This window comes from Neobacillus sp. FW104-15D2 (genome assembly GCF_058790155.1).
Map to the genome: position 1 here is coordinate 1 of NZ_JBYTCJ010000051.1, position 20,986 is coordinate 20,986.

The 20,986-nt window shown below is 36.3% G+C and carries 21 protein-coding genes; 14 read left to right on the forward strand and 7 right to left on the reverse strand.

Annotation, left to right across the window (positions count from 1 at the left end; all coding sequences use genetic code 11):
- Positions 1–313 precede the first annotated feature (313 nt).
- Together AC3WR0_RS24500 and AC3WR0_RS24505 are read left to right on the forward strand one after the other, a co-directional pair.
- Positions 314–640, forward strand: a complete 327-nt coding sequence (locus AC3WR0_RS24500) for a YciI family protein (protein WP_492554715.1) — start codon at positions 314–316, stop codon at positions 638–640.
- Positions 641–1,608: 968 nt separating this feature from the next.
- Complete coding sequence (locus AC3WR0_RS24505; RefSeq protein WP_492554716.1) at positions 1,609–1,923, forward strand: putative quinol monooxygenase; 315 nt, start codon at positions 1,609–1,611, stop codon at positions 1,921–1,923.
- A 651-nt stretch (positions 1,924–2,574) separates the two neighbouring features.
- On the opposite strand, the gene AC3WR0_RS24510 is transcribed toward AC3WR0_RS24505, so the two are convergent.
- On the reverse strand, positions 2,575–3,027 hold the full coding sequence (locus AC3WR0_RS24510) for a cupredoxin domain-containing protein (RefSeq protein WP_492554717.1): 453 nt from the start codon (positions 3,025–3,027) through the stop codon (positions 2,575–2,577).
- Between the two features lie 438 nt (positions 3,028–3,465).
- Between AC3WR0_RS24510 and AC3WR0_RS24515 the strand changes: the two genes are divergently transcribed.
- From AC3WR0_RS24515 to AC3WR0_RS24545, 7 genes are all read left to right on the forward strand, one after another.
- Positions 3,466–3,624 carry a hypothetical protein gene (locus AC3WR0_RS24515; RefSeq protein ID WP_492554718.1) on the forward strand — a complete coding sequence of 53 codons (159 nt, stop codon included), beginning with the start codon at positions 3,466–3,468 and terminating at the stop codon, positions 3,622–3,624.
- 535 nt (positions 3,625–4,159) lie between these two features.
- Positions 4,160–4,807 carry a DUF1345 domain-containing protein gene (locus tag AC3WR0_RS24520; RefSeq protein ID WP_492554719.1) on the forward strand — a complete coding sequence of 216 codons (648 nt, stop codon included), beginning with the start codon at positions 4,160–4,162 and terminating at the stop codon, positions 4,805–4,807.
- A 718-nt stretch (positions 4,808–5,525) separates the two neighbouring features.
- Positions 5,526–5,975, forward strand: coding sequence for a DinB family protein (locus AC3WR0_RS24525; protein WP_492554720.1), 450 nt, complete (start codon positions 5,526–5,528; stop codon positions 5,973–5,975).
- Positions 5,976–6,142: 167 nt separating this feature from the next.
- Positions 6,143–6,706: an NADPH-dependent FMN reductase gene (locus tag AC3WR0_RS24530; protein ID WP_492554721.1), complete on the forward strand. Its 564-nt coding sequence runs from the start codon at positions 6,143–6,145 to the stop codon at positions 6,704–6,706.
- A gap of 307 nt (positions 6,707–7,013) precedes the next feature.
- The gene (locus tag AC3WR0_RS24535) at positions 7,014–7,340 is read left to right on the forward strand and encodes a YciI family protein (protein ID WP_492554722.1); all 327 of its coding nucleotides are present in this window, start codon (positions 7,014–7,016) and stop codon (positions 7,338–7,340) included.
- A 402-nt stretch (positions 7,341–7,742) separates the two neighbouring features.
- Positions 7,743–8,597, forward strand: coding sequence for an STAS domain-containing protein (locus AC3WR0_RS24540; RefSeq protein WP_492554723.1), 855 nt, complete (start codon positions 7,743–7,745; stop codon positions 8,595–8,597).
- 363 nt (positions 8,598–8,960) lie between these two features.
- Positions 8,961–9,425: a hypothetical protein gene (locus AC3WR0_RS24545; protein ID WP_492554724.1), complete on the forward strand. Its 465-nt coding sequence runs from the start codon at positions 8,961–8,963 to the stop codon at positions 9,423–9,425.
- Positions 9,426–9,729: 304 nt separating this feature from the next.
- Here the strand turns inward: AC3WR0_RS24545 and AC3WR0_RS24550 are convergent, their stop codons facing one another.
- The gene (locus AC3WR0_RS24550) at positions 9,730–10,857 is read right to left on the reverse strand and encodes a CAP domain-containing protein (protein WP_492554725.1); all 1,128 of its coding nucleotides are present in this window, start codon (positions 10,855–10,857) and stop codon (positions 9,730–9,732) included.
- An 814-nt stretch (positions 10,858–11,671) separates the two neighbouring features.
- The gene (locus AC3WR0_RS24555) at positions 11,672–12,406 is read right to left on the reverse strand and encodes a cell wall hydrolase (RefSeq protein WP_492554726.1); all 735 of its coding nucleotides are present in this window, start codon (positions 12,404–12,406) and stop codon (positions 11,672–11,674) included.
- A gap of 251 nt (positions 12,407–12,657) precedes the next feature.
- On the opposite strand from AC3WR0_RS24555, the gene AC3WR0_RS24560 reads away from it, so the two are divergent.
- The 3 genes from AC3WR0_RS24560 to AC3WR0_RS24570 all read left to right on the forward strand — a co-directional run bounded on the left by AC3WR0_RS24560 (position 12,658) and on the right by AC3WR0_RS24570 (position 14,965).
- The gene (locus AC3WR0_RS24560) at positions 12,658–13,686 is read left to right on the forward strand and encodes a threonine aldolase family protein (protein ID WP_492554727.1); all 1,029 of its coding nucleotides are present in this window, start codon (positions 12,658–12,660) and stop codon (positions 13,684–13,686) included.
- A 60-nt stretch (positions 13,687–13,746) separates the two neighbouring features.
- Positions 13,747–14,184, forward strand: coding sequence for a hypothetical protein (locus AC3WR0_RS24565; protein ID WP_492554728.1), 438 nt, complete (start codon positions 13,747–13,749; stop codon positions 14,182–14,184).
- Positions 14,185–14,377: 193 nt separating this feature from the next.
- Positions 14,378–14,965 carry a GNAT family N-acetyltransferase gene (locus tag AC3WR0_RS24570; protein WP_492554729.1) on the forward strand — a complete coding sequence of 196 codons (588 nt, stop codon included), beginning with the start codon at positions 14,378–14,380 and terminating at the stop codon, positions 14,963–14,965.
- Between the two features lie 423 nt (positions 14,966–15,388).
- Here the strand turns inward: AC3WR0_RS24570 and AC3WR0_RS24575 are convergent, their stop codons facing one another.
- On the reverse strand, positions 15,389–16,369 hold the full coding sequence (locus AC3WR0_RS24575) for an aldo/keto reductase (RefSeq protein WP_492554730.1): 981 nt from the start codon (positions 16,367–16,369) through the stop codon (positions 15,389–15,391).
- Positions 16,370–16,568: 199 nt separating this feature from the next.
- Here AC3WR0_RS24575 and AC3WR0_RS24580 point away from each other — a divergent pair, with 199 nt between their 5' ends.
- Complete coding sequence (locus AC3WR0_RS24580) at positions 16,569–17,468, forward strand: AraC family transcriptional regulator (RefSeq protein ID WP_492554731.1); 900 nt, start codon at positions 16,569–16,571, stop codon at positions 17,466–17,468.
- Between the two features lie 242 nt (positions 17,469–17,710).
- Here AC3WR0_RS24580 and AC3WR0_RS24585 read toward each other — a convergent pair whose 3' ends face one another.
- Both AC3WR0_RS24585 and AC3WR0_RS24590 read right to left on the reverse strand, forming a co-directional pair.
- Positions 17,711–18,934, reverse strand: a complete 1,224-nt coding sequence (locus AC3WR0_RS24585; RefSeq protein ID WP_492554732.1) for an MFS transporter — start codon at positions 18,932–18,934, stop codon at positions 17,711–17,713.
- Between the two features lie 111 nt (positions 18,935–19,045).
- Positions 19,046–19,360, reverse strand: a complete 315-nt coding sequence (locus AC3WR0_RS24590) for an ArsR/SmtB family transcription factor (protein WP_492554735.1) — start codon at positions 19,358–19,360, stop codon at positions 19,046–19,048.
- Positions 19,361–19,520: 160 nt separating this feature from the next.
- Here AC3WR0_RS24590 and AC3WR0_RS24595 point away from each other — a divergent pair, with 160 nt between their 5' ends.
- A complete protein-coding gene (locus tag AC3WR0_RS24595) occupies positions 19,521–19,715 on the forward strand; it encodes a hypothetical protein (protein WP_492554733.1) in 195 nt (64 codons plus the stop codon).
- 497 nt (positions 19,716–20,212) lie between these two features.
- On the opposite strand, the gene AC3WR0_RS24600 is transcribed toward AC3WR0_RS24595, so the two are convergent.
- Positions 20,213–20,689, reverse strand: a complete 477-nt coding sequence (locus AC3WR0_RS24600) for a CcdC protein domain-containing protein (RefSeq protein WP_492554734.1) — start codon at positions 20,687–20,689, stop codon at positions 20,213–20,215.
- Positions 20,690–20,986: the final 297 nt, after the last annotated feature.

The following is a 20,986-nucleotide window of genomic DNA, read 5'->3' on the forward strand; positions in this document are numbered from 1 at the left end:
AATATGGAATAAACCCGGCTTTTTTCAATTGTATTTTCTCAGTAGGACTATAAAATCGGAAGATTTTCAGTAGCCTCTCTTTGTGACAGCTGTTTTTTTATTTCGGGTAAAGATGGTGAAGAAAACTATAGGGTACTTACCTCCCAAAAGGAGTAGAGCCATTTTGTTTTTACACTATAGGGCAAAACAGTCCTATAGAATGAGATCAATCTAAATTCATCCGTGCTGATTGGATACGGAAGGAACCTATGGCATAATTGAAGTTCAGCATAGAGGCGTTGAATATAAAATTCAGAGTGTTAGGGGATTCGCTATGTCGAACAATATCTCAAGTAACAATCAGGGAAAAATACACTTTATGTTAAAGTCTACTCCGCCAAGAGTAACTTTTCATCAGGACATGACCGAAGGTGAAAGGAACATCATGCTACAACACATCGCCTATTGGACGGACAAGCAGAATCAGGGGATTGCTTTGGTTTTCGGACCAGTTCTAAATCCTAAAGCCCCAATGGGACTTGCAATCATCGAAGTTGAGAATGAGGCTCAAGTTCCAAAACTCATCGCAGAAGATCCCGCCGTTATTGCAGGAATAATGACAATGGAATTTTATCCGATGATGGCAACATTACCTAAATAACAGCTTTGGCAATGCTAGCGTAAGTGAAAGTCTAAATGTGGCTAGCGATGTTTGAAGACTATAGATGAGATCTGGATATTTCAATTAACTTTGTTGAATAAACGGGTACCAGAATAAAAACCAGCAACTCTGTATGGTGAGGGGTTCTCTTTTGTAGTACAACAGAAAAAAGAAATGCTAAAAGCCACCTAATTCGCATATAAATTAGATGGCTTTTTTTGTCGGTATATCATCGTTATTAGATTTTTATCCACAAATTAACCCTGAATTGGAATGCGTTTTAGCAGGATGAAAATATTTTCTGTCATACTGCGTTTCGGAAGGTTAATTCACTTGCTAATTGACTTACCAAATAACGTGCTGAATTCGGATGAAAAGGATTAAAAGACAATTAAATCGAATATATATACGGGTAAAAAATCTGCTGACGTCACTCAACAAACGTAGCAGTTTAGTTCACGAAGACCTTTTCTTGATTTCAATCGAATGGAATTAGAATGAAACTTTTTCTAGAAAGGGTGGGCTTTTATGGTTTTCAAAATTTTAAGTTATTGAGTATTATGAGTGGTTTAATATTGTTGGGTTATACGATTTATAGTTGGAATGATTTTTCGGATAAAAGTTTTTTAACTATGCAAAATCTCATGGTGAGTATGTTTATATTTGGGGGAATAGATAAGTTGCTAAATAAGCAAAGGATAATGAAGCTTATGGGGCTTTTATACTTTGCAGTGGCAATCTTTATTGCATTTGTTTCAATTTTCAAATACTCATAGCGTCAGGAATCGCTACCCCAATTGTAAGTCCATAGCTCCAACCTTGCTTCCTATAAAGGTGGCATTTTGTTCTTCGACTAACGAGGAAGGTTAGCGCATGATGCCTTGATTAATTTTATTTTATGGAAATAATAGGATAATCGTGTTCAGATATAGAAACACTTAACAGGTGACAAATTTAAGGAGGATGGTATGAGCAAATTTAGTTTATTTAACAAGTTTGTGGTACAAGAAGGCGAGAAAGAAAAAATGGTTGATATTCTGTTAGAAGCAGCAGAATCAATGAAAGATCTGGATGAATGTGAAATATATCTTGTGAATATTTCCGAGAATGAACCAAGTTCTGTTTATGTTTATGAAGTGTGGGTTAATGAAAACGCCCATCAAGCGTCTCTAGGTCTTGAAGTTACCCAAACATTAATAAGTCGTGCAAAACCACTTATTACTGGTATAGAAAGAATCAGCACATTAATTACAAAAGGCGGGAAGGGCCTTCCAGCTATTTAAAATTAAATTCCCGTAGATATTAAATAAGAAATGGCTGTCATTTTGGCAGCTTTTTCTAATTCAAAGCAAAGATTCTGAACAAATGTACTTAAACAAACGGGGCAGTGCGACAAGTTTTGTCATAAGCACTAATGTGTGTGAAAAGACAAGGGATTTCTATGAAAATCCTAACTTTATAATTGAGGATAGGAATGATAAAACCATGTTTTTTTTGAAACTATCCCATTGATACTCCTGCATGCGTCATAATAGACAGATTATGGGGTCTGGAGCTCAGGTGAAGTCGGCAGAACAAAGGCTGAAGCCATTCCTCCTGGAAAAGGTATGCCAATGGATATGCCGGATGGCTGAATAACTAAATATGGTGAGAATTTTCTTGTGAAAAAGAACAGACGAACTTCCGGATGTACGGGTCTAAAGATTTGAGCAATAGGAAACTATTGTCCCCTCTTAAGATGGGGTGAGTGATGTGGAGTGCAATTTACCGCAAGGTAGAAAGGCTCCCTTCTACTCGACTGTTGAAGGTGAGTGGTGTCACCCGTGTGCCTTTCATGGAAATAAAAAACCAGTCCTTTCAAGGACTGGTCCAGATTTGTTTTTTCTTAAAATGGTATTTAAAGGGTTGTTTGCCAAACTCTTTTTATCTTAAAACTATTCTACAATTAATTTTCCTATCATTTTAGAATGTCCTGTTCCACATACAATAGAACAGTGGTATTCAAATGTACCTGTTTTATCGGCAATAAATTCAGCACTTTTATTTCCTTGGATGTTTACATTGAAAGCTGGAAGAGCAAAGCCATGCCCACCATCATCGCTTTGAAGAGTAATTCTTACCTTATCTCCTTTTTTAACATGGATTTCTTTTTTATCATATTCAAAATCTTTTGCCATAACCTTTATATCAACTACTTTTCCTGTTGCTGCATTTTTTGTAGCTTCTTTTGATGGATTCGAAGTTTTTGATGTTTGTGATGTAGTATCTGACTTTTTGCTAGATGGTGTTGTTGAATTTGAAGAATTATTTGTAGTGTTGCCACATGCACTTAACATCATTACTATCAAAGTTACCGCTGTAAATAAAAATCCCATTCTCTTTTTCATAAGTAAGATTTCTCCTCTCAATTTTTAATAACTATTAAAACTTAACATATATTCACAAAAAAAAAATTAAGGCTATCTAATATATATATTAAAAAAGTATTAATTTAGTTTTAGATAAAACGCAGGAAAAACATCACTTTATTTAGCAACTAGCATTTTTGAGCTGCCGTGTAAGACCATCAATAACGAAGGTCCCTCTTTCTTATTCAAGTAACGATCAGGTGCATTTTAATAAGCCAAGTCGTAATTTTGGTTAAATTTATTATTTGTTTAATTTTTAGAAGACATGTTCAAAAACAGGTTATTAACGTAGTGTTGATAACTAGCATTTTAGGAGTTATGTGTTTTGTCCTACTATCATAATCCGTATTTGAACTACTTCATTAAGAGTTATAACTATGGACGCCATATCCTTATTCAACAAACGGAGATCCTAGCGTGTTTAAAAATAGTCGTTCCTCAAATACTTTAAACATTGTTAGACCTGGTTTTTCTAAAGATGAAGCAGCAGCAATAGCTATACTTTTAGGCATTGACTTTAATAAAAGCAAATTTGATTTAGATGAGTTTTGGATTGGAGTAAGTACCGAACTTTAACTTGGGAAAAAGTCTAGCGAAATAAATGTTACTGGAGATGATTCTATTAGTACAGGGAAAATTGTACTGGCTAATCTTAACTATAAAAGATTAAAGGTACTTGAGGAAGAAGCAAAAGCCCCGGCAATGATCGTTGCAGCGGTCATTCTTTCTTGTTGAGCTAACGGGAGTTTAGTTCAATAAGAATAAGAGGAAAATACACTTGTTTATCGAATACAGGTAAATAAAAAAATGAGGAGATATCCAATATGCCTGAACCTGGCATAAGAATGACAAAGATGTGGGAAGAGGTTGATTTTTATGAAAGTGCATAAAAGCTACTTTTCTCTTACACTATTTAATACGTACTTATACTTGTACAATAATAAACTATCTTTCAGCCATCTTTAAGATTTTTGGCAATTTGTTGCGAGTGCAACTAATGAAGAATAGATTGCCACTCCCCTCAATTATTAAAATATTTTTGTTATAGTACATAAAAATATATTCATTATGATATGCTGTGAATAAAACAAAAAAAGAGAGGCGTTTGCCATTGCAGGAATCTCATTTTTCGGATAACAAACATATTAAAGTTCCTCATGGGGCATTTTTATTTACGGTTCTCGTTATTGGTATACTACTTAGTATTATTTCGGAAAATTTAACACTAGGTCATAGTTCGATAATAGTTTCTATCGTAATCATTCTGCTTGTACCAATGGTAATAAGTATGGTCCGAGGTCATCATGGATGGACTCGTGTTTTCTCACTTGGCATAACAGGAGTAATAACGTTAGGGTTAGTCAGCAGTGTGTCATTTTTGATTTATGCATTGTTCCAACATACTGCTAGTGCAACCAGTTTAATCCGGAGTGCAGGCTTGCTTTGGATTGTCAATATGGGGGTTTTTGCAGTTTGGTATTGGGAAATTGACCGAGGCGGTCCGTTGAAGAGGCATAGTGGAAAAGGTGAGCCTTCCGATTTTTTATTTCCGCAAATGACATTCGAAATCCCTGGATGGGAAAAATGGAACCCTTCATTCCTAGATTATTTATATCTGGCTTACAATACAAATACAGCATTCAGTCCAACCGATACGATGGTTTTATCCAAAAGAGCAAAGATTTTTATGATGATTCAATCTTCAATCTCCCTTATTATAGTAGCTGTATTAGCAGCACGAGCAATTAATATAGCCTGAGGTTTGAGGACTGACCATAGGCAAAAGGAGCTTTAACCAATTGTCCCTCTTCTTTTCGGAAGAATAGGAAGATGCTATGGCTGGGGTAATTTAGGGGAGAATGATTGAAAAGAATAAATATTCCTTTATTAATACTTGGCTTATTTGGATATGGAGTTTATTGGTTATCATATGATATAAGCCGATTGCCTAAAGGAGAAGTGGCTAGCGATAAATGAATACTATAGATGGATATCTGGATATTTCAATTAACTTTGTTGAACAAACGGGTACCAGAATTAAAAACAGCAACTCTTTATGGTGAGGGGTTCTCTTTTGTAGTACCAAAGAAAAAAGAAATGCTAAAAGCCACCTAATTCGTATATGAATTAGATGGCTTTTTTTGTTCGGTATATCAACGTTATTAGATTTTTTTCCTCAAATTAGCCCTGAAGTCGTATACGTTTTAGCAGGATGACAATATTTTCTGTCATACTGCGTTTCGTATGTTAATTCACTTGCTAATTGACATGCCAAATAACGTGCTGAATTCGGATGAAAAGGATTAAAAGACAAATAAATCGAATATATATTAAGGTTAAAAATCTGCTGACTCACTCAATAAACGTAGCAATCTAGTTCACGAAGGCCTTTTCTTGATTTCGGTCGAATGGAATTAAGCGGTATTATGGATTGATTTTTATAAGGGGAAATTCAATAATTGGTGGGGTGATTCTTTTTGGAAACAATCCTAAAGATGTATGAGCATTTAAATTGGGCTAATCAACGTATTCTTGAAACATTGCAAAGTATTGAAGATGAAAATCAGGATGTGATCCGATTGTTTTCCCATATCCTTTTTGCAGAAAAAGTATGGATAACGAGATTACGAGGATTGGACAGTTCACGACTGCCCATCTGGTCAGAGGTCGATATAGAAGTCTGTACAGACCTTGTTAAGCAAAATAAAGAGAGCTTAACAACGTTTCTTACTAATTTATCAAATACTGACCTAGATAGAATAATAACCTACACAAATAGTATAGGAAAAGAGTTTAAAAGTTCTGTACGGGATATTTTAACACATGTAGCATTGCATGGTCAGTATCATCGAGGACAAATTAATTCTCGACTTCGAGCAGATGGTTTTGAACCAGTTAATATTGATTTTATTACATTTATGAGATAGAACTATTCTGGTTAGCCAACGGGGCATTTAATTCATTAAGGAACAGAGCCTTTTTTCTTGTTGTTCCACATGTTCATGTTTAGAAGGATTTTGGAAGCTTAACGTAGAGTATACCGATACTTATATTTAAACAAATTCCTGTTAAACTTTAATAAAGAGGTGTTGAAATGAATACTGTTAGTCCTTTTAATATTTTGGCTATATCAGGCAGTTTAAGGGGAAAATCTTTGAATTCAGCATTATTGCGTACTGTTATTTCAATGATTCCGTCACAGGGAACCGTCGTTTATTATAGTGAAATGGCACAGCTTCCACATTTTAATCCAGATTTAGACTCAGATGATGCCGATTCTGCTGTTGCGCATTGGCGCAGACTCTTAAAAGAAGCGAATGGTGTACTAATATGCACACCAGAATATGCCAAAGGAGTTCCAGGTTCATTGAAGAACGCACTTGATTGGGTGGTATCATCAGGAGAATTCGTAAACAAACCAGTAGCTGTTATTAGTGCTTCTCCACACCCCGATGGAGGTGCAACAGCGCACAATTCTTTACTAGGGACACTCTCGATGATGAGTGCATCGGTGGTTAAAGAAGGCACCTTGATAGTTCCTCTTATCAACAAAAAATTAAATAGTAACGAAGAAATAATTGATACAGAATTGAGGCTTAACATTGAGAATCTGTTGAATGCCTTGTTTCAAGAAATCGATAACAATGTTGTAAGTTAAAAGATTTGCACTTATCGCGAATAACGTCTCCTTTCTAAATTAGGAGGGTGCAAGAGATTAACAACAGGCTGTCTTTGTGACAGCTGTTTTTTTATTTCGGGTAAAGATGGTGAAGAAACCTATAGGGTACATAACTCCCCTAAGGTTAGAGCCATTTTGTTTTTCCACTATAGGGCAAAACAATCATATAGAATGAGATCAATCTAAATTCATCCGTGACTGATTGGATACGGAAGGAACCTATGGCATAATTGAAGTTCAGCATAGAGGCGTTGAAAATAAAATTCAGAGTGATAGGGGATTCGCTATGTCGACCAATATCTCAAGTAACAATCAGGGAAAATTACACTTCATGTTAAAGTCTACTCCGCCAAGAGTAACTTTTCATCAGGACATGACCGAAGGTGAAAGGAACATCATGCTACAACACATCGCCTATTGGACGGACAAGCAGAATCAGGGGATTGCTTTGGTTTTCGGACCAGTTCTAAATCCTAAAGCCCCAATGGGACTTGCAATCATCGAAGTTGAGAATGAGGCTAAAGTTCCAAAACTCATCGCAGAAGATCCCGCCGTAATTGCAGGAATAATGACAATGGAATTTTATCCGATGATGGCAACATTACCTAAATAACAGCTTTGGCAATGCTAGCGTAAGTGAAAGTCTAAATGTGGTTAGCGATGTTGAAGATATAGATGATATCTGGATATTTCAATTAACTTTGTTGAATACCAGAATTAAAACCAGCAACTATTTATGGGTTGCTGGTTTCTTTTCTTGATTAAAACATAGATTGTGTAGAAGTTCACTTAAAGGAAAGGCCTTATGTTAACAAAAGAGAAAGGCAGCTTTTTTTGTTTAATGAGATAAAGGACAATTAGTACATGAAGGACTTTATCTAGCAGTATGGGAGCTAGAGCTCAAGAACCAACTGAAAAATATCTGATGTGCTAATAACACCTGAGTGGTTAGAATGAATTTAATAATTGTGTTAAAATAAATTCAATATTCAATAAATAAGCAGAGGGGAATAATATGGCTACCATCGAGAGGAATGTGGAAAACATACTAATAAAAGTTGCAGAGTACATTAAATCAGAAGGTGAATCCATTACTGGTAGGCTTCTAGAACAAGCTGTCCAGCAATTAGATTTACAACTTTCATCCCAACATACAGTAAAACACAAACAACTGCTATTTATTTTGTTAAAGAATGTGTCTGAAAGCTTAGTAAAAACAAAATTAGATGCAGAAAAGATTGAACTGGAATATGACATTGACAACTTTTTTTATCATGATGGTACCTTGTTGAAAGATACCATTGAGATTATTAGTACCTTTCGTTTATGTTTGTTAAATGAAATTCAGAATAAGAATCTTTTGGACGATGTAAGTTCCCAGGAAATCTCTATTTTTTATGAACAAGTCATTTTTATTTTTGACGACGCTATTCGCAACACAACAAAAAATTTTAATCTTCAAAACCAAAAAGTATTAGAAGCAATTGAAAAAGAAATATTAGAATTGGCAGCGCCAATTGTTCCTATTAAAAGTGGAGTTGCAGTTTTACCTCTAATTGGGGACTTTAGTGAATCTAGAGCTACTTACATAACAAATGAAGTCATACCAAAAATTTCTCAGTTGAATCTGGAAATGCTTGTTATTGATTTTTCAGGAATTCATAATTTTGATACTCATGTAGCACAACAGGTTTTCCAAATAAGAGATATTCTAAATTTACTTGGTATTCAACCAATTGTTACAGGCATTAGACCATTCATTGCTCAAACAGCCGTAAATTTGGGTATCAATGTTAAGGATTTACAGACTTACAGCACGGTCAAACAATTTCTTGAAGTATTAGAAAATAAAGAGAGACTAATTAACTAGATGAGAAAAGAAGTCACTACATTTATAACGGGTTCCGTTATGAGGTGCAAAAAAGTAAATAGCATAAGAAAAAGACAATAAAATAGCAAAACGCTAATGGCGTGGTTAATTTAACCACGCTTTTTTGCATTATGATGGGAATCAAACCAACGAAAAATTCAACGTCGAAATGCAGGATGCTTTGCCATTGAGCGACAAAATCCTAATATCTAATATGACCAGGTCAATAGTATAAGTTGAAATAGCATACCGAGAGGTTTTTTTTATGAAAATTTTTCCTTTTTAAGTTTCATAAGTGGTATAATTTTACTATTAAAATAAGCGGAAAATTAGGAATATTATACTAAGGAGGGGCGGTGTTGGATGTATAAATTTCTGTTGCTTTTTCATGTTGCAACTGCAATTATCGGTTTCGGGCAGACTTTTTTATTTCCTATCATTCTTCAATTGCCAAAGAACAACTCCCAGGTTTATTTCACCGGACATATACTTTCTTCAATGGGAAAAATAGCGAAATACTCGGATTACATCTTATTTTTTACTGGAATTATCATGGTTTATTTAGGCAAGGCAAATTTCCATCAAGGCTTTATTAATTTATCTATTTTATTATTTATTTTGATGCGGATATCTTCTGGAATCTTCTCTAAAAAAACAGCTTCCGCGCTCTTTGGAATGATGAATAAAAATGAATTGGAAATATCAATTGAAGAGTTCTTTAAAAAAAGAGATGCCTTTATGCCAAAATTATACATCACACAAGCTATAAATTTCCTCATCATTATAGTGATGGTTATAAAACCATCAATTCCATATTTGTCATTTTAACAACTAATTAATTGACTTGAATACTATTATTTGAGCTTGGATAATACCATTGGCTTTTTGCTTTTGGTATACTTTTTGTTCTTAATAGCTGGCCTTTTTGAAAATACCTTTTAGTTCGCCATATTAAGATTTAATAGGGGAGGGGTATTTTCATCGGGGGAAGACGGTTCTACTTTTATCCCAAGCTAAGTTAGAAGCGAAAATCTAAAAAGGACACGGAAGCTTATACCTCCGTGTCCTTTTTCTATCTTAGAATGGCTTAACCTATGAGGCTTCCATTTTATTTAAAGCAGCTCATACTTTATTAGTTCGCATAATAATTCTCTGTATAGTAAGGCTGGGATTGGTCATTAAAGGCCACACCTACGCCTAAATACTTATAGCCGTTGCGAAGAATATTCTCTCTGTGTCCGAGTGAATTCATTAGACCTTCGTGTGCAAAAATACTGCTGAACTGTCCATAGGCCAGATTTTCTCCAGCCATGTTGAACTGAATATGATCATCAGCCATCCGGTCAAACGGTGATTTCCCTTTAGGGTCCGTATGATCGAAATAATGATGCTCGGCCATATCAGTGCTATGTTTCGCCGCGGTATCGCGGACATGCTGATCCCATGAAAGAATAGGAAGCTGATGCTGCAGCCGGGATGAGTTGGTTAAATCAAATAACTGATACTCAAATCCTTCCCGAAGCTCAGGACTTGCCTTTGTATAGATATTTGTTTTTTGCTGTTCTGTATTTTGGTCAATTAATTGGATGGCTGTTACAGTATTTCCCTCATGTTTATCATAAAAAATAGTCGTATAAACTCCATTCAGTAAAAACATGTCATATTCATCATTGTTTTGCATCTTATAGAGAACCATTCCTTTTTGGATGGCAGTAGACGGTTCACCCATTTTGGCGCGAACATCTTCTTTTTTGGAGCCTAACTTGATCCCATTTGTGGATGCAATAAGGTCCTGGTCAGTATAGAGCCCGACCGCTTTATCATATTTATCGTACATAACCATCATAAAATGCTGATAGTGGTCATGATAGGCATACCATTTCAATCCGTATTCATTCATGCTTGAACGCTTCGGGGCCCCTAAATGGCGTTCAATATCCGCTTTTGAATCTCCAATTTCTACATTATAAACAGAATATACTTGTCTGGCGGGTGCTTTTAAAGGGATCTTTTTCTGTATTTCTTTTGGAAGAGTTTGCGGCATCTCAACCTTACCAGAGCTTAACTGATTTACAGTTTGGCGTAAATCCTGATACATATCACTAACGGTTGCACCTATATCCTGTTTAATATTCAGGTTTTTGAAACCGGATAATGCGGAATCCTTTGTCAACTTATTGTTACCTAGGTTATTTATAATAAACTGCACCGCAAAAAACAGTACAAAGATATAAACAATGGATTTTATTAATCGAAACATTACTCGCCCTCCATTCTATTAGAATTCTAACCTGTAGAGGGCAAATATATAAGTGATTTGCTTGAATTGATAGAAATTGGCAGGTATATTTGTAATTGGCTATATTCATCAAGAGGCACAGTAAAGGAAAATAACGCTGTCCTGGTTGTGTTTCCGCATCACGATGATGGAAGCATTTTGGTGTCAGGCATATCATAATAGCTGGCGGCTAGAGCCAGTTTTTTTAAAAAAGAAGTTCGGCATTCCTCTAATGGAGAATGCGATAGCTTTGCGATTTGGGCATTTACATATCGCGAACTTGGGCATCCGTCAAAAATTCGTGCATTTGGAGCTTAAAACGTGCATTCATAACCAACTTCGTGCATTCCTACATTCCCCTAGATCCAATTCGTGCATTTCCTATCCCAATTCGTGCATTTCACATCCAAATTCGTGCATTCCTATATCAAATTCGTGCATATCCTGTCTGAACTCGTGCATCTGCTTCTTGCCGAGGGTATTTCTATATAAAAGAAGTTAATTCTAGCTTTAATTTAACTATTTGAAGCTCAAAAACACAGTTATTTTTTTAAAAAAAGACTAAAATATCCAAGATGTCCCGATCAATTAAGTATTCTGAAGAAAACTTGAGATAAATACCCTTATGGGTACAAAAAACCACACGCCCGGCAAGCTTCTTATTGATGATTTGTTACGAAGGTGACAGTCTTCTTCTGCGCTGAGCATCTACCGGGCAGGCCTTTGTCAGCATCGATTTGTCGTTAAGTTAAAATGCTCATCAGGGCAGAGAAAGTCCATAATATAGTAAAAAATCTTATTTTTTAAACACATGGTGTCCAATTACTACAGTCGTAGCTTTTGAATCCAGCCAGTGACTAGAGGCGATGGAAGGATTATAGAAAAATAAGGATCCTTGTACCAAATTCCTGCTTTCTGTTAGAGCTGCTTTGACGGCTGCTACCGAATCGGCATCTGCTGCTTTATTAATTTGTCCATTGTTTACAGGAGAAAACTGGCCGCGCTGATAGATAACGCCTCTAATGCTATCTGGAAAACGAGGGCTCTCTACTCGGTTTAAAACAACACAGGCAACGGCGATTTTTCCTTGGAGAGGTTCTGCTTGTGCTTCTGCTCTCACTAATCTGGCTAATAAATCGATTTCTGCATCAGAATAAGCTTTGGCTGGTTCGGGAGCTGCAGGCTGTTTAGGCTGTTCAGCAGGCGTATTGACAGCTGGTACTGCTGGTGAAGCTGGGGTCTCAGTTTGAACAGCAGCACTTTCATATGTATTATCAGTAGGAATTTTTAATTCCTTGTATGTCATTTCGTATGCTTTCGCTTCTTCAGGGGTTGTGTTGATGTTCTGGTTAACGAAGATAAGATTCAAATCTTGCACCTGGGGATTAAGTTCCGCCAATTGGTCCAATGTCATATGGGATTTAGTTGCAATCTGAGTCATTGTATCTCCTTTTTGTACTGTATACGCAAAGGTTGGTGAGGCAAAAAGAAAAGATGTTAATAGGGTAAGGGCTGTAATTATTTTTTTCATAGTTCAGTTCCTCCAATATTTTAAAAGTCTTCTGAATCTCTTGTACAATCCATTTGTATGAACCAATTAAATAGATTAGCATTACAGTTTCATTACAAGAAAACTGCAATTGAAAGACAAAGTAGTGAAAAACCTTCAAAATACTAGGTTAAGCGCCTAAAAAGAATTTCTATTTGAAGAAAACTTTTTTTCACTTAAGGGCATTTTTCTTTTAAAATAAATTTAGACACACGAAAGGAGAGAACTAATATATGTACAGTTTTAAAAATGATTATAGTGAGGGTGCACACCCCAGAATCCTTAACGCATTGATTGAAACGAATTTACAGCAGGAGGATGGGTACGGGGAAGATTCCTATTCTCAAAAAGCAATTGAATTGCTGAAGGGTAAAATCGGGCGGAGGGACGTGGATGTTCATCTATTAACTGGCGGCACGCAAACGAATTTAATAGCCTTATCGGCGTTTCTTAGACCGCATGAAGCTGCTATAGCAGCAACTAGCGGGCATATTGCTACACATGAGACAGGCTCTATTGAAGCAACCGGCCATAAGGTTGTTACCATTGAGGCCGAAAGCGGCAAACTGACCGCCTCGCACGTTAAAGCCGTTCTTGACATGCATACTGATGAACATATGGTAAAACCAAAGCTTGTATACATATCAAACTCAACCGAAATAGGCTCTATCTATTTAAAAAGTGAGCTAAGGGAATTAAAAGATTTTTGCGATGCGCATAATCTTATTCTTTTCATGGACGGTGCCAGGCTGGGATCTGCTTTGTGTGCGGAGGAAAATGACCTTTCTCTTGAAGACCTGCCAGATCTTGTGGATGCATTTTATATTGGAGGTACAAAGAATGGTGCCCTTTTGGGAGAAACACTCGTTATTTGCAGAGAATCATTAAAAGAGGATTTCCGCTACCATATGAAGCAGAAGGGGGCGCTTTTGGCAAAAGGGAGACTTTTGGGAATCCAGTTCTTAGAGCTTTTCAAGGACAATCTGTTCTTTGATCTGGCGTTCCACGCAAACAAGATGGCAAGTCTGTTAAGGGCTGCCTTTGAGGAAGAAAGCTTTACATTCCTGACCCATTCACCATCGAATCAAATATTCCCGATTCTCCCTGACAAATTTATTGCTGAGCTTCAAAAGAAGTATGCCTTCCTGGTGTGGGAACGAGTGGATGTAGACTCTTCAGCTGTGCGGTTTGTAACCTCCTGGGCAACAAAGGAAGAAGCCGTAGCTGAATTTATTGAGGATATGAAAAAGTTAGTTAGATAATGTAAAAAGGATGATAAAATCAATTTATCATCCTTTTTTATTGCTTGAGGAGGATTGGTATTGGCTCGCTATTACGCAATGTTACTAATATCTTTATTTATATTACTAATTTCTGTTGGTTCCCTTTGGTTCATTTTTGCAGAAAAATGGAAACGCGGGAGAAGATATAAAATTCCGTTCAAGCAAACAGCAGGATCCTTGTTTGGTTTGTTAATCGGCGGTTTATTGTTTACCATATTTGTACCGGATTTGCCAGAAGTTATGCAGCATCGTCCAACCTATTATGAAGGTAAGTGTGAAATTGATAAAGTGTCTGGAAAAAACGAACATTTAGAGGCAATGTTTGGGGAACACTCCGTTTGGTTTGATAACTATGAATATGACAAAGTCCGAGAAGGCAAATATTATTGTAAAGTTAAATATTACCCACATTCAGATGAAGGCGAATCATTAAAGCTGTTCAAAACTCAGGGCGGGAAAGAAATAATAACGAAGTAAATCCTACAAGAGCTAAAGAGTCCAACATATTAAAGAGTTCCTAAAAACCTCATTTTTATTTGAAATGCCTGACACATATCACAGTTTGAGACTGTCAAAATTCAATGCGTAACCCTTATTCAATTAACAGGTCAGGATTATTTAAAAGTATAAAAGTTTATTATTGGAAATTAATTGATTAAGGAGAAACGTTATGACGAATGACTTTTATTTTAACGACATAATATTGGAAAATCGTATTGTTAAGTTAGTGCCATTTAAAGAGAATTACAAGGAGCAATTAAAGAAAATCATCTTTGATGAGGAAGTTTATTACACAATTGAATGTAAAAGTAATGAAGATTTGGATAAATACCTTATAGAAACTGTTAAACAAAGAAAAGCAGGGAATTCATACCCTTTTATAATAATCGACAAAAGAACTAATGAAGTAGCGGGTTCAACAAGATACGGAAATATTCAATTTAATAACAAACGGTTAGAAATTGGATGGACTTGGTACGGTAAATCTTTTAGGGGAACAGGATTAAATAAAGCCTGTAAATTCGAGTTATTAAAATATGCCTTTGAAGAAATGGAATTTAGAAGGGTTCAGTTTAGTGCTGATATAAGAAATACTCGTTCTCAACAAGCAATCAGAAAGTTAGGTGCAAAAAAAGAGGGAGTTTTTAGAGCTAATTATATAGATACATCTGGGGTAAGTAGAGACGATGTGTATTTTAGTATAATCCATTCAGAGTGGGATGAGATTAAGAACAACGTTTTTAAGGAATTTTTATAATGATTAAAAGGGTAGCGTTAAATTTTTGCGAAATTATCAACATTTAATTTTAATAGAGCCTATCTAAAAGGGCTGTGTTGATTTTTGTCCTCCTGTACAATCGGTGGTTTCATCCAAGTAAACCAGGAACGTATGTACAGGAGGATTTCCAAAGGGTGCCGCAATCTTCTTCAATATATTTCTACATTATAAACCACACCAAGATCGAAGCTTTGTTTCTGCCCTCGAACAAATACAAATAAAATAATAAAAGCCATTGAATTTGAAGCCACAAAAAGCAATCTAAAAAGATATGCTTATTTTCTAATGTCTCTTTCCAGTTGAAGAAAGTCTTAGAAATTTTAGGTTTGTTATAGCATGGGGTAAGAAAAACTGAATCCTCCTTCTATGGCAAATTGGTTATCCTTGATTTTCATCAAAAATTTAATTATGACCAACTATTGGATGTGGTATATATGGTTCTTCGAGAAAGGCAATTTCTTCAGGTGTTAGTTTCACCGAAAGAGCACCTACGGCATCTTCGAGATGGGATATATTCGTAGCACCAATAATAGGGGCAGTTACAGGTTCTTTCTGAAGGAGCCAAGCAAGTGCGACATGAATACGTGGAACGCCATGTTTTTCTGATAATGATGCCACCCGTTCTGCAACTAATCGGTCTGCATCAGCAGTCGTGTCATATTTAGATTTTTGAATGTGGTCGGTTTCGGAACGATGCGTTGTTTCGGACCAATCACGAGTCAATCTTCCTGATGCAAGCGGGCTGTATGGAGTAACACCAATTTTTTCTTCTTTACAAAGAGGAAGCATTTCCCTTTCTTCTTCACGGTAAATAAGGTTGTAATGATTCTGCATCGACACAAAGCGAGTCCATCCATTTTTCTCTGCTACATATAATGCCTTTTGGAATTGCCATGCATACATGGCAGAGGCACCAATATATCTTGCCTTCCCGGCTTTCACCACATCATGTAATGCTTCCATTGTCTCTTCAATAGGAGTATTGTAGTCCCAGCGGTGGATGATATAAAGGTCTACATAATCCGTTCCCAGTCTCTTCAGACTCTTATCAATTTCCGTCATGATGGATTTTCGAGAAAGACCCGCACCGTTTGGACCTTCATGCATACGACCATGAATCTTCGTTGCAAGTACAATTTCATCCCGATTGGCAAAATCTTTTAGAGCACGTCCAAGGAATTCTTCACTGGTTCCCATAGAATACACATTTGCCGTATCAAAAAAGTTGATTCCAAGATCCAGTGCTTTTTTTATAATTGAGCGACTTTGCTCTTCATTAAGTACCCATTGATGTATCCATTTTTCTGCTTCACCAAAACTCATACAGCCAAGACAAAATCTAGATACATCCAATCCTGTATTACCAAGTTTCACATATTCCATTTATTCATTCCTCACTTTCATTTAATAGCACATTTCGATTTCAGTTTGGTTCTTGCACTTTTGATTATGTCACAAATAGTAAACAAACCCTAAACCCATTTGTATCAAGTTTTTGCCTAATCCTATCAAACTACTTTCTCGCTTAACGAATATCAAGTAAAATGAAAACATCTAAGATGAGGGAAAAGGAGAATAAGATATGTCAGTGAAAATCGACAAGCAGCATGAACTATGTAAACTTATTGAGCGATATACAGGTCAGGATGGTGTTCATCCTACCTCTATTCCAACATTATTTCTCATCCGTGAATCGATTATCTCCGAGCCCATCTCTAGAGTTAACGAGCCCTCCGTATGCATTATCCTCCAAGGAGAGAAAGAGGTATGGTTGGGAGAGGAATGCTTTAGGTATGGTCCTGGCAACTACATTGTTGCATCCGTTGACTTACCAGTAACAGGGCAAGTTATTAGAGCTTCATCCGAATCTCCTTATATGGCACTTAAACTTGAATTTACATCGAGCGAAATCTTAGAGGTTTTAAATGACAAGAATATTCAATCTGGACAGAAAAGAAATGTGAAAAGAGCGATGTTTATTAGCGAAGCAGAGCCATCTTTGTTGGATGCAGTAATCAGATTAGCTTGTTTGCTAGACAATCCGAAACATATTCCAATACTTGCTCCATTAATTAAGAAAGAAATACTTTATTGGGTTCTTCAAGGTCCGCACGGGGAAACACTGGAGCAAATGGCGGTAGAAGGCAGCAATGCTGTCCGAATTAGAAACGTAATCGAATATATCATTAATAACTATGAAAAGTCATTTCGAATAGAGGATCTAGCGGAAATCGCGAATATTAGTGTCGCTTCGCTTCATCGGCATTTTAAAGAGGTGACTGCAATGAGCCCGATTCAGTTTCAAAAACAATTGAGATTACAGGAAGCTCGGCGTTTGTTGTTAGCTGAGTCATCAGATGTGGCCGATGTCGCATTCAGAGTGGGTTACGAAAGTCAATCGCAATTCAGCCGAGAATATTCCCGCATGTTTGGTTTTTCACCTAGAGCGGATATAAACCGACTGAGAGAGAACTATATTTAAATGAACAAAGTGGATAAATGACTAATCACAGAAGATGCTTCTATTAGATCTATTTTCATTGAATGGAGGAAGAATTATATATGAAGACAGCCAATAATGTTCTGGCTGTTTTTTGTATGAACAGAGCCTATCTAAAAGACAAAGAGGAGGGGTTTCTACTATTAATCCTGAACAATACTATTTTTAAAAAAAGGGTAATCAAATCATGATCGATTCGTTACCCTTTTTCCTTATATAGCTTTTTATTCGACTTTAAAATTCTCGTTAGAATTCTTGTCCTTTTTATCCAAATGGTAACTGATAAAAGCCAGGCCGGAAGCAATCAAAGCTGCCAGTCCGCCAACCCATGAAAGATCCACTAAGTTACCTGTAGAAACAACAAAACCACCTAAAGCCGAACCTGATGCAATACCGACATTAACGGAAACAGGTGTGAGCGAAGAGGCAAAGTCTTTTGCACCTGGGGAGTATTTATCAGCCAAATCCATAAAGTAGACTTGAATGGTTGCATTCATCGCATATAGCATTACAGCCATTAACATAATGCTGATCAGGCCTGGAATAATGGATGACATCGTAAAATAAAAAGAAGTTAGAATGATAGCATGGATAATAAAAACATAACGCAGTCTGGAAACACCATTTTTGCTGGCTATTTTTCCTGCTAAAATGTTACTGAAAATAGAAAAACCTCCGTAAGCAAGTAATACAATCCCTGCATATTTTACAGGTATATTCAATCCACTTTCTAGAATCGGTGTTATATACGTATAGATCGTATAGGTTCCTGTAAAACAGAAGATGGGAATCAAGAAAGCCAGAATGATTCTTGGGTGTTTAAATAATCTAAGCGAATCACTGATTGAACTCTTCTCGTTTTTCATGTTTTTTGGCAGAGCTACCGCACTAATACCAAAAGCAATGATTCCTAAAATTGCTGTCAGCCAAAAAGTTAAATGCCAGCTGCCTAATTGACCCACAAATGTTCCGATGGGAACACCCATTACATTCGCGATAGTAAAACCTGCAAAGATTAAAGCGATGACGGAGGATCTCTTTTCTGCCGGCATGGAATCATTGGCAACAGACATGGCTAAAGCCGTTAATACACCACTTACAATGGCTGTTATAAGTCTTGACAGCATTAATATCGTGTAAGTACCTGAAAGGGCACTAATAACATTTCCTAATATAAAAATGAATATTAGAATTAACATCAGCGGATATTTTGAAAATCTGCTTACAAAAGCGGTTAGTAGGGGCGTACCAATGGCATAGGCTATGGCAAATCCGGAAACCAGGGACCCGGCAGTTGCTACTGAAATTCCTAAATCTCCAGAGACTTCAGTCAGTAAACCGACGATTACAAACTCGCTCGTTCCCATAACGAAGGTTAGAAGGGTAAGGGTAAAGGCTAAAATTTTCTGTTTTTTGCTTAAAGTGGTGCCTGCTGTAACGCTAGTCATTTATTTCACTCCAGAATTTTTTATTAAAAAGAATCTTCGGAAAACATCTATATATCGAGAATAATCGATATTAATAAAAATAAAAAACAGAAATCTATTTTCCTTCTCAGACTAGATTTCTGTTTTAAGAAATTCAGTTAACTGACGAATGGTTTCCTCGTTACGCCGATAGTACGTCCATTGGCCATAACGAACGGATTCGAGAAGCCCAGCTTTCTGCATCATATTTAAGTAGTGAGAAACCGTAGATTGAGAAGCTTTGACTTTTTCTTGAATATCGCCCACACACACGCCTCCCTTGATACTTACCTCCTTAGGAAGGTGAGCCTGCTGCTTAGGAAAATACTTCTCCGGCTCTTTCAGCCACTTTAAGATGTTCAGCCTTGTCTCGTTTGACAATACTTTAAATAGTTCAATTGGATCCATGCTAGTCATTATATCGAATATTTTCGATATGTCAATTAATCTGGAGTGCTGTATTAATGATTTGTTAGTTACAGAATTCTCACGAACTAGGCAAATACCTAAGCTTCTTTAGATATGGACACATAGACTATCCTTGAAAGAATTTGAGGAGGAGATAAATATGGATAGACAAATCATTGTTGTCGGAGGTTTTCCAGGATTTGGAATGGGATTTGGGTTTCCTGGTTACGGCTATGGAGGCTTCCCTGGTTATGGATATGGATACGGAGGCTTTCCGGGGTATGGATATGGAGGCTTTTATGGCGGATATCCTTTCCACCATCATCACCATGGATTCCATCACCATTTCTGGTGAGAAATTATAAGTTATTAACTCAATAAATGAAAGGAACCCTGAAGCGTGTGCTCGGGGTTGTTACTGATAATGAATCAATTCTGGTTGAATTTCAATGGGTAGCCATCTACTTAGATTATATGACTGCTTCAAGTAGGAACATTGTGGAAGTTATGCAAACACCAGAATAAGTAAAATTCTATATTAATTAATATTTAGTAAATATGCAACCAATCATTCTAGAATAATGGGGCAGTAGCTATGTATTTAGATTTTGAAACACCGATATGTAACCTATTTTCGCAAAAGAAGAGCTTGAATGTTATAAAACTCCTTTTTTACTCGAGGAACTAATTGAGGTACTCGGAAAGGTTCTTTATCCGGAAAATAAAATTGACATACAGATGACTAACAAACATTCAAAACCAAATATGAGTCTGTTAAAAAGAAATCCTTTAAAAGCAGAAAAGATATAATTAAAGAAACCATTCAGACTTTATTCAGAAGGGTTTCTTTAATTATATATTAACTTGACTTTTATACAGTTTTCGGAACTTGAGAAAAGATAAAATTCTCCAGGGTAAAATATATCCTAGTGCAATTGTTACAAATAATGCACCTACTGTTTCTGGGCCAAGCCATTTTAAATAATCACGAAACAAAAAACGAATGATAAGTATGACAAGAAAAGCAATGATAAAGCTCATATTTTTAACTGCATAAATATGTTGGTCTGATCTGATTTCATAGTTAGTGGTCCAGATAAGTGGTACGGAAAGTAGCAATCCAAGTGCAAATGCCATTACCAATTCCCAGCTCTGAGCCTGAACCTTTGGATTCAAAATTATAGGGACACAAGGTATCAGTAAGTATAATATTGGTAGAAGAAGCTTAACTCCATTCCCTGTAATTGGGCGATACATAGCTCTGGTTCTTCGCCATAAAACTAAGGCGGCAATTAAAATGACAATCGGGTAAAAGGAAAACGAATTCATTATACACCTCTTTTATTGGTATATTTTAACTATACACGAATCATATACTTAGGGGTAGTAACATTTGTCAGGAACGTAGAGAAACCGCTCTTTAATCCTATGAATAACCAAGATGTTTGACAAAATAGAAGAGTTTGATACAATTCACGTCCTGTGTGTGATTCTCTTTTGTGCAGTGTTATTTTTTTACGTCGCATCTGGATCAAACTATTAGGTATTAGTAACTACTTAGGTCAGTTAAAAGAAAACTGACCTCGATAGACTAACACAATGGAATCAAGCAGACTCCTGCCTTGC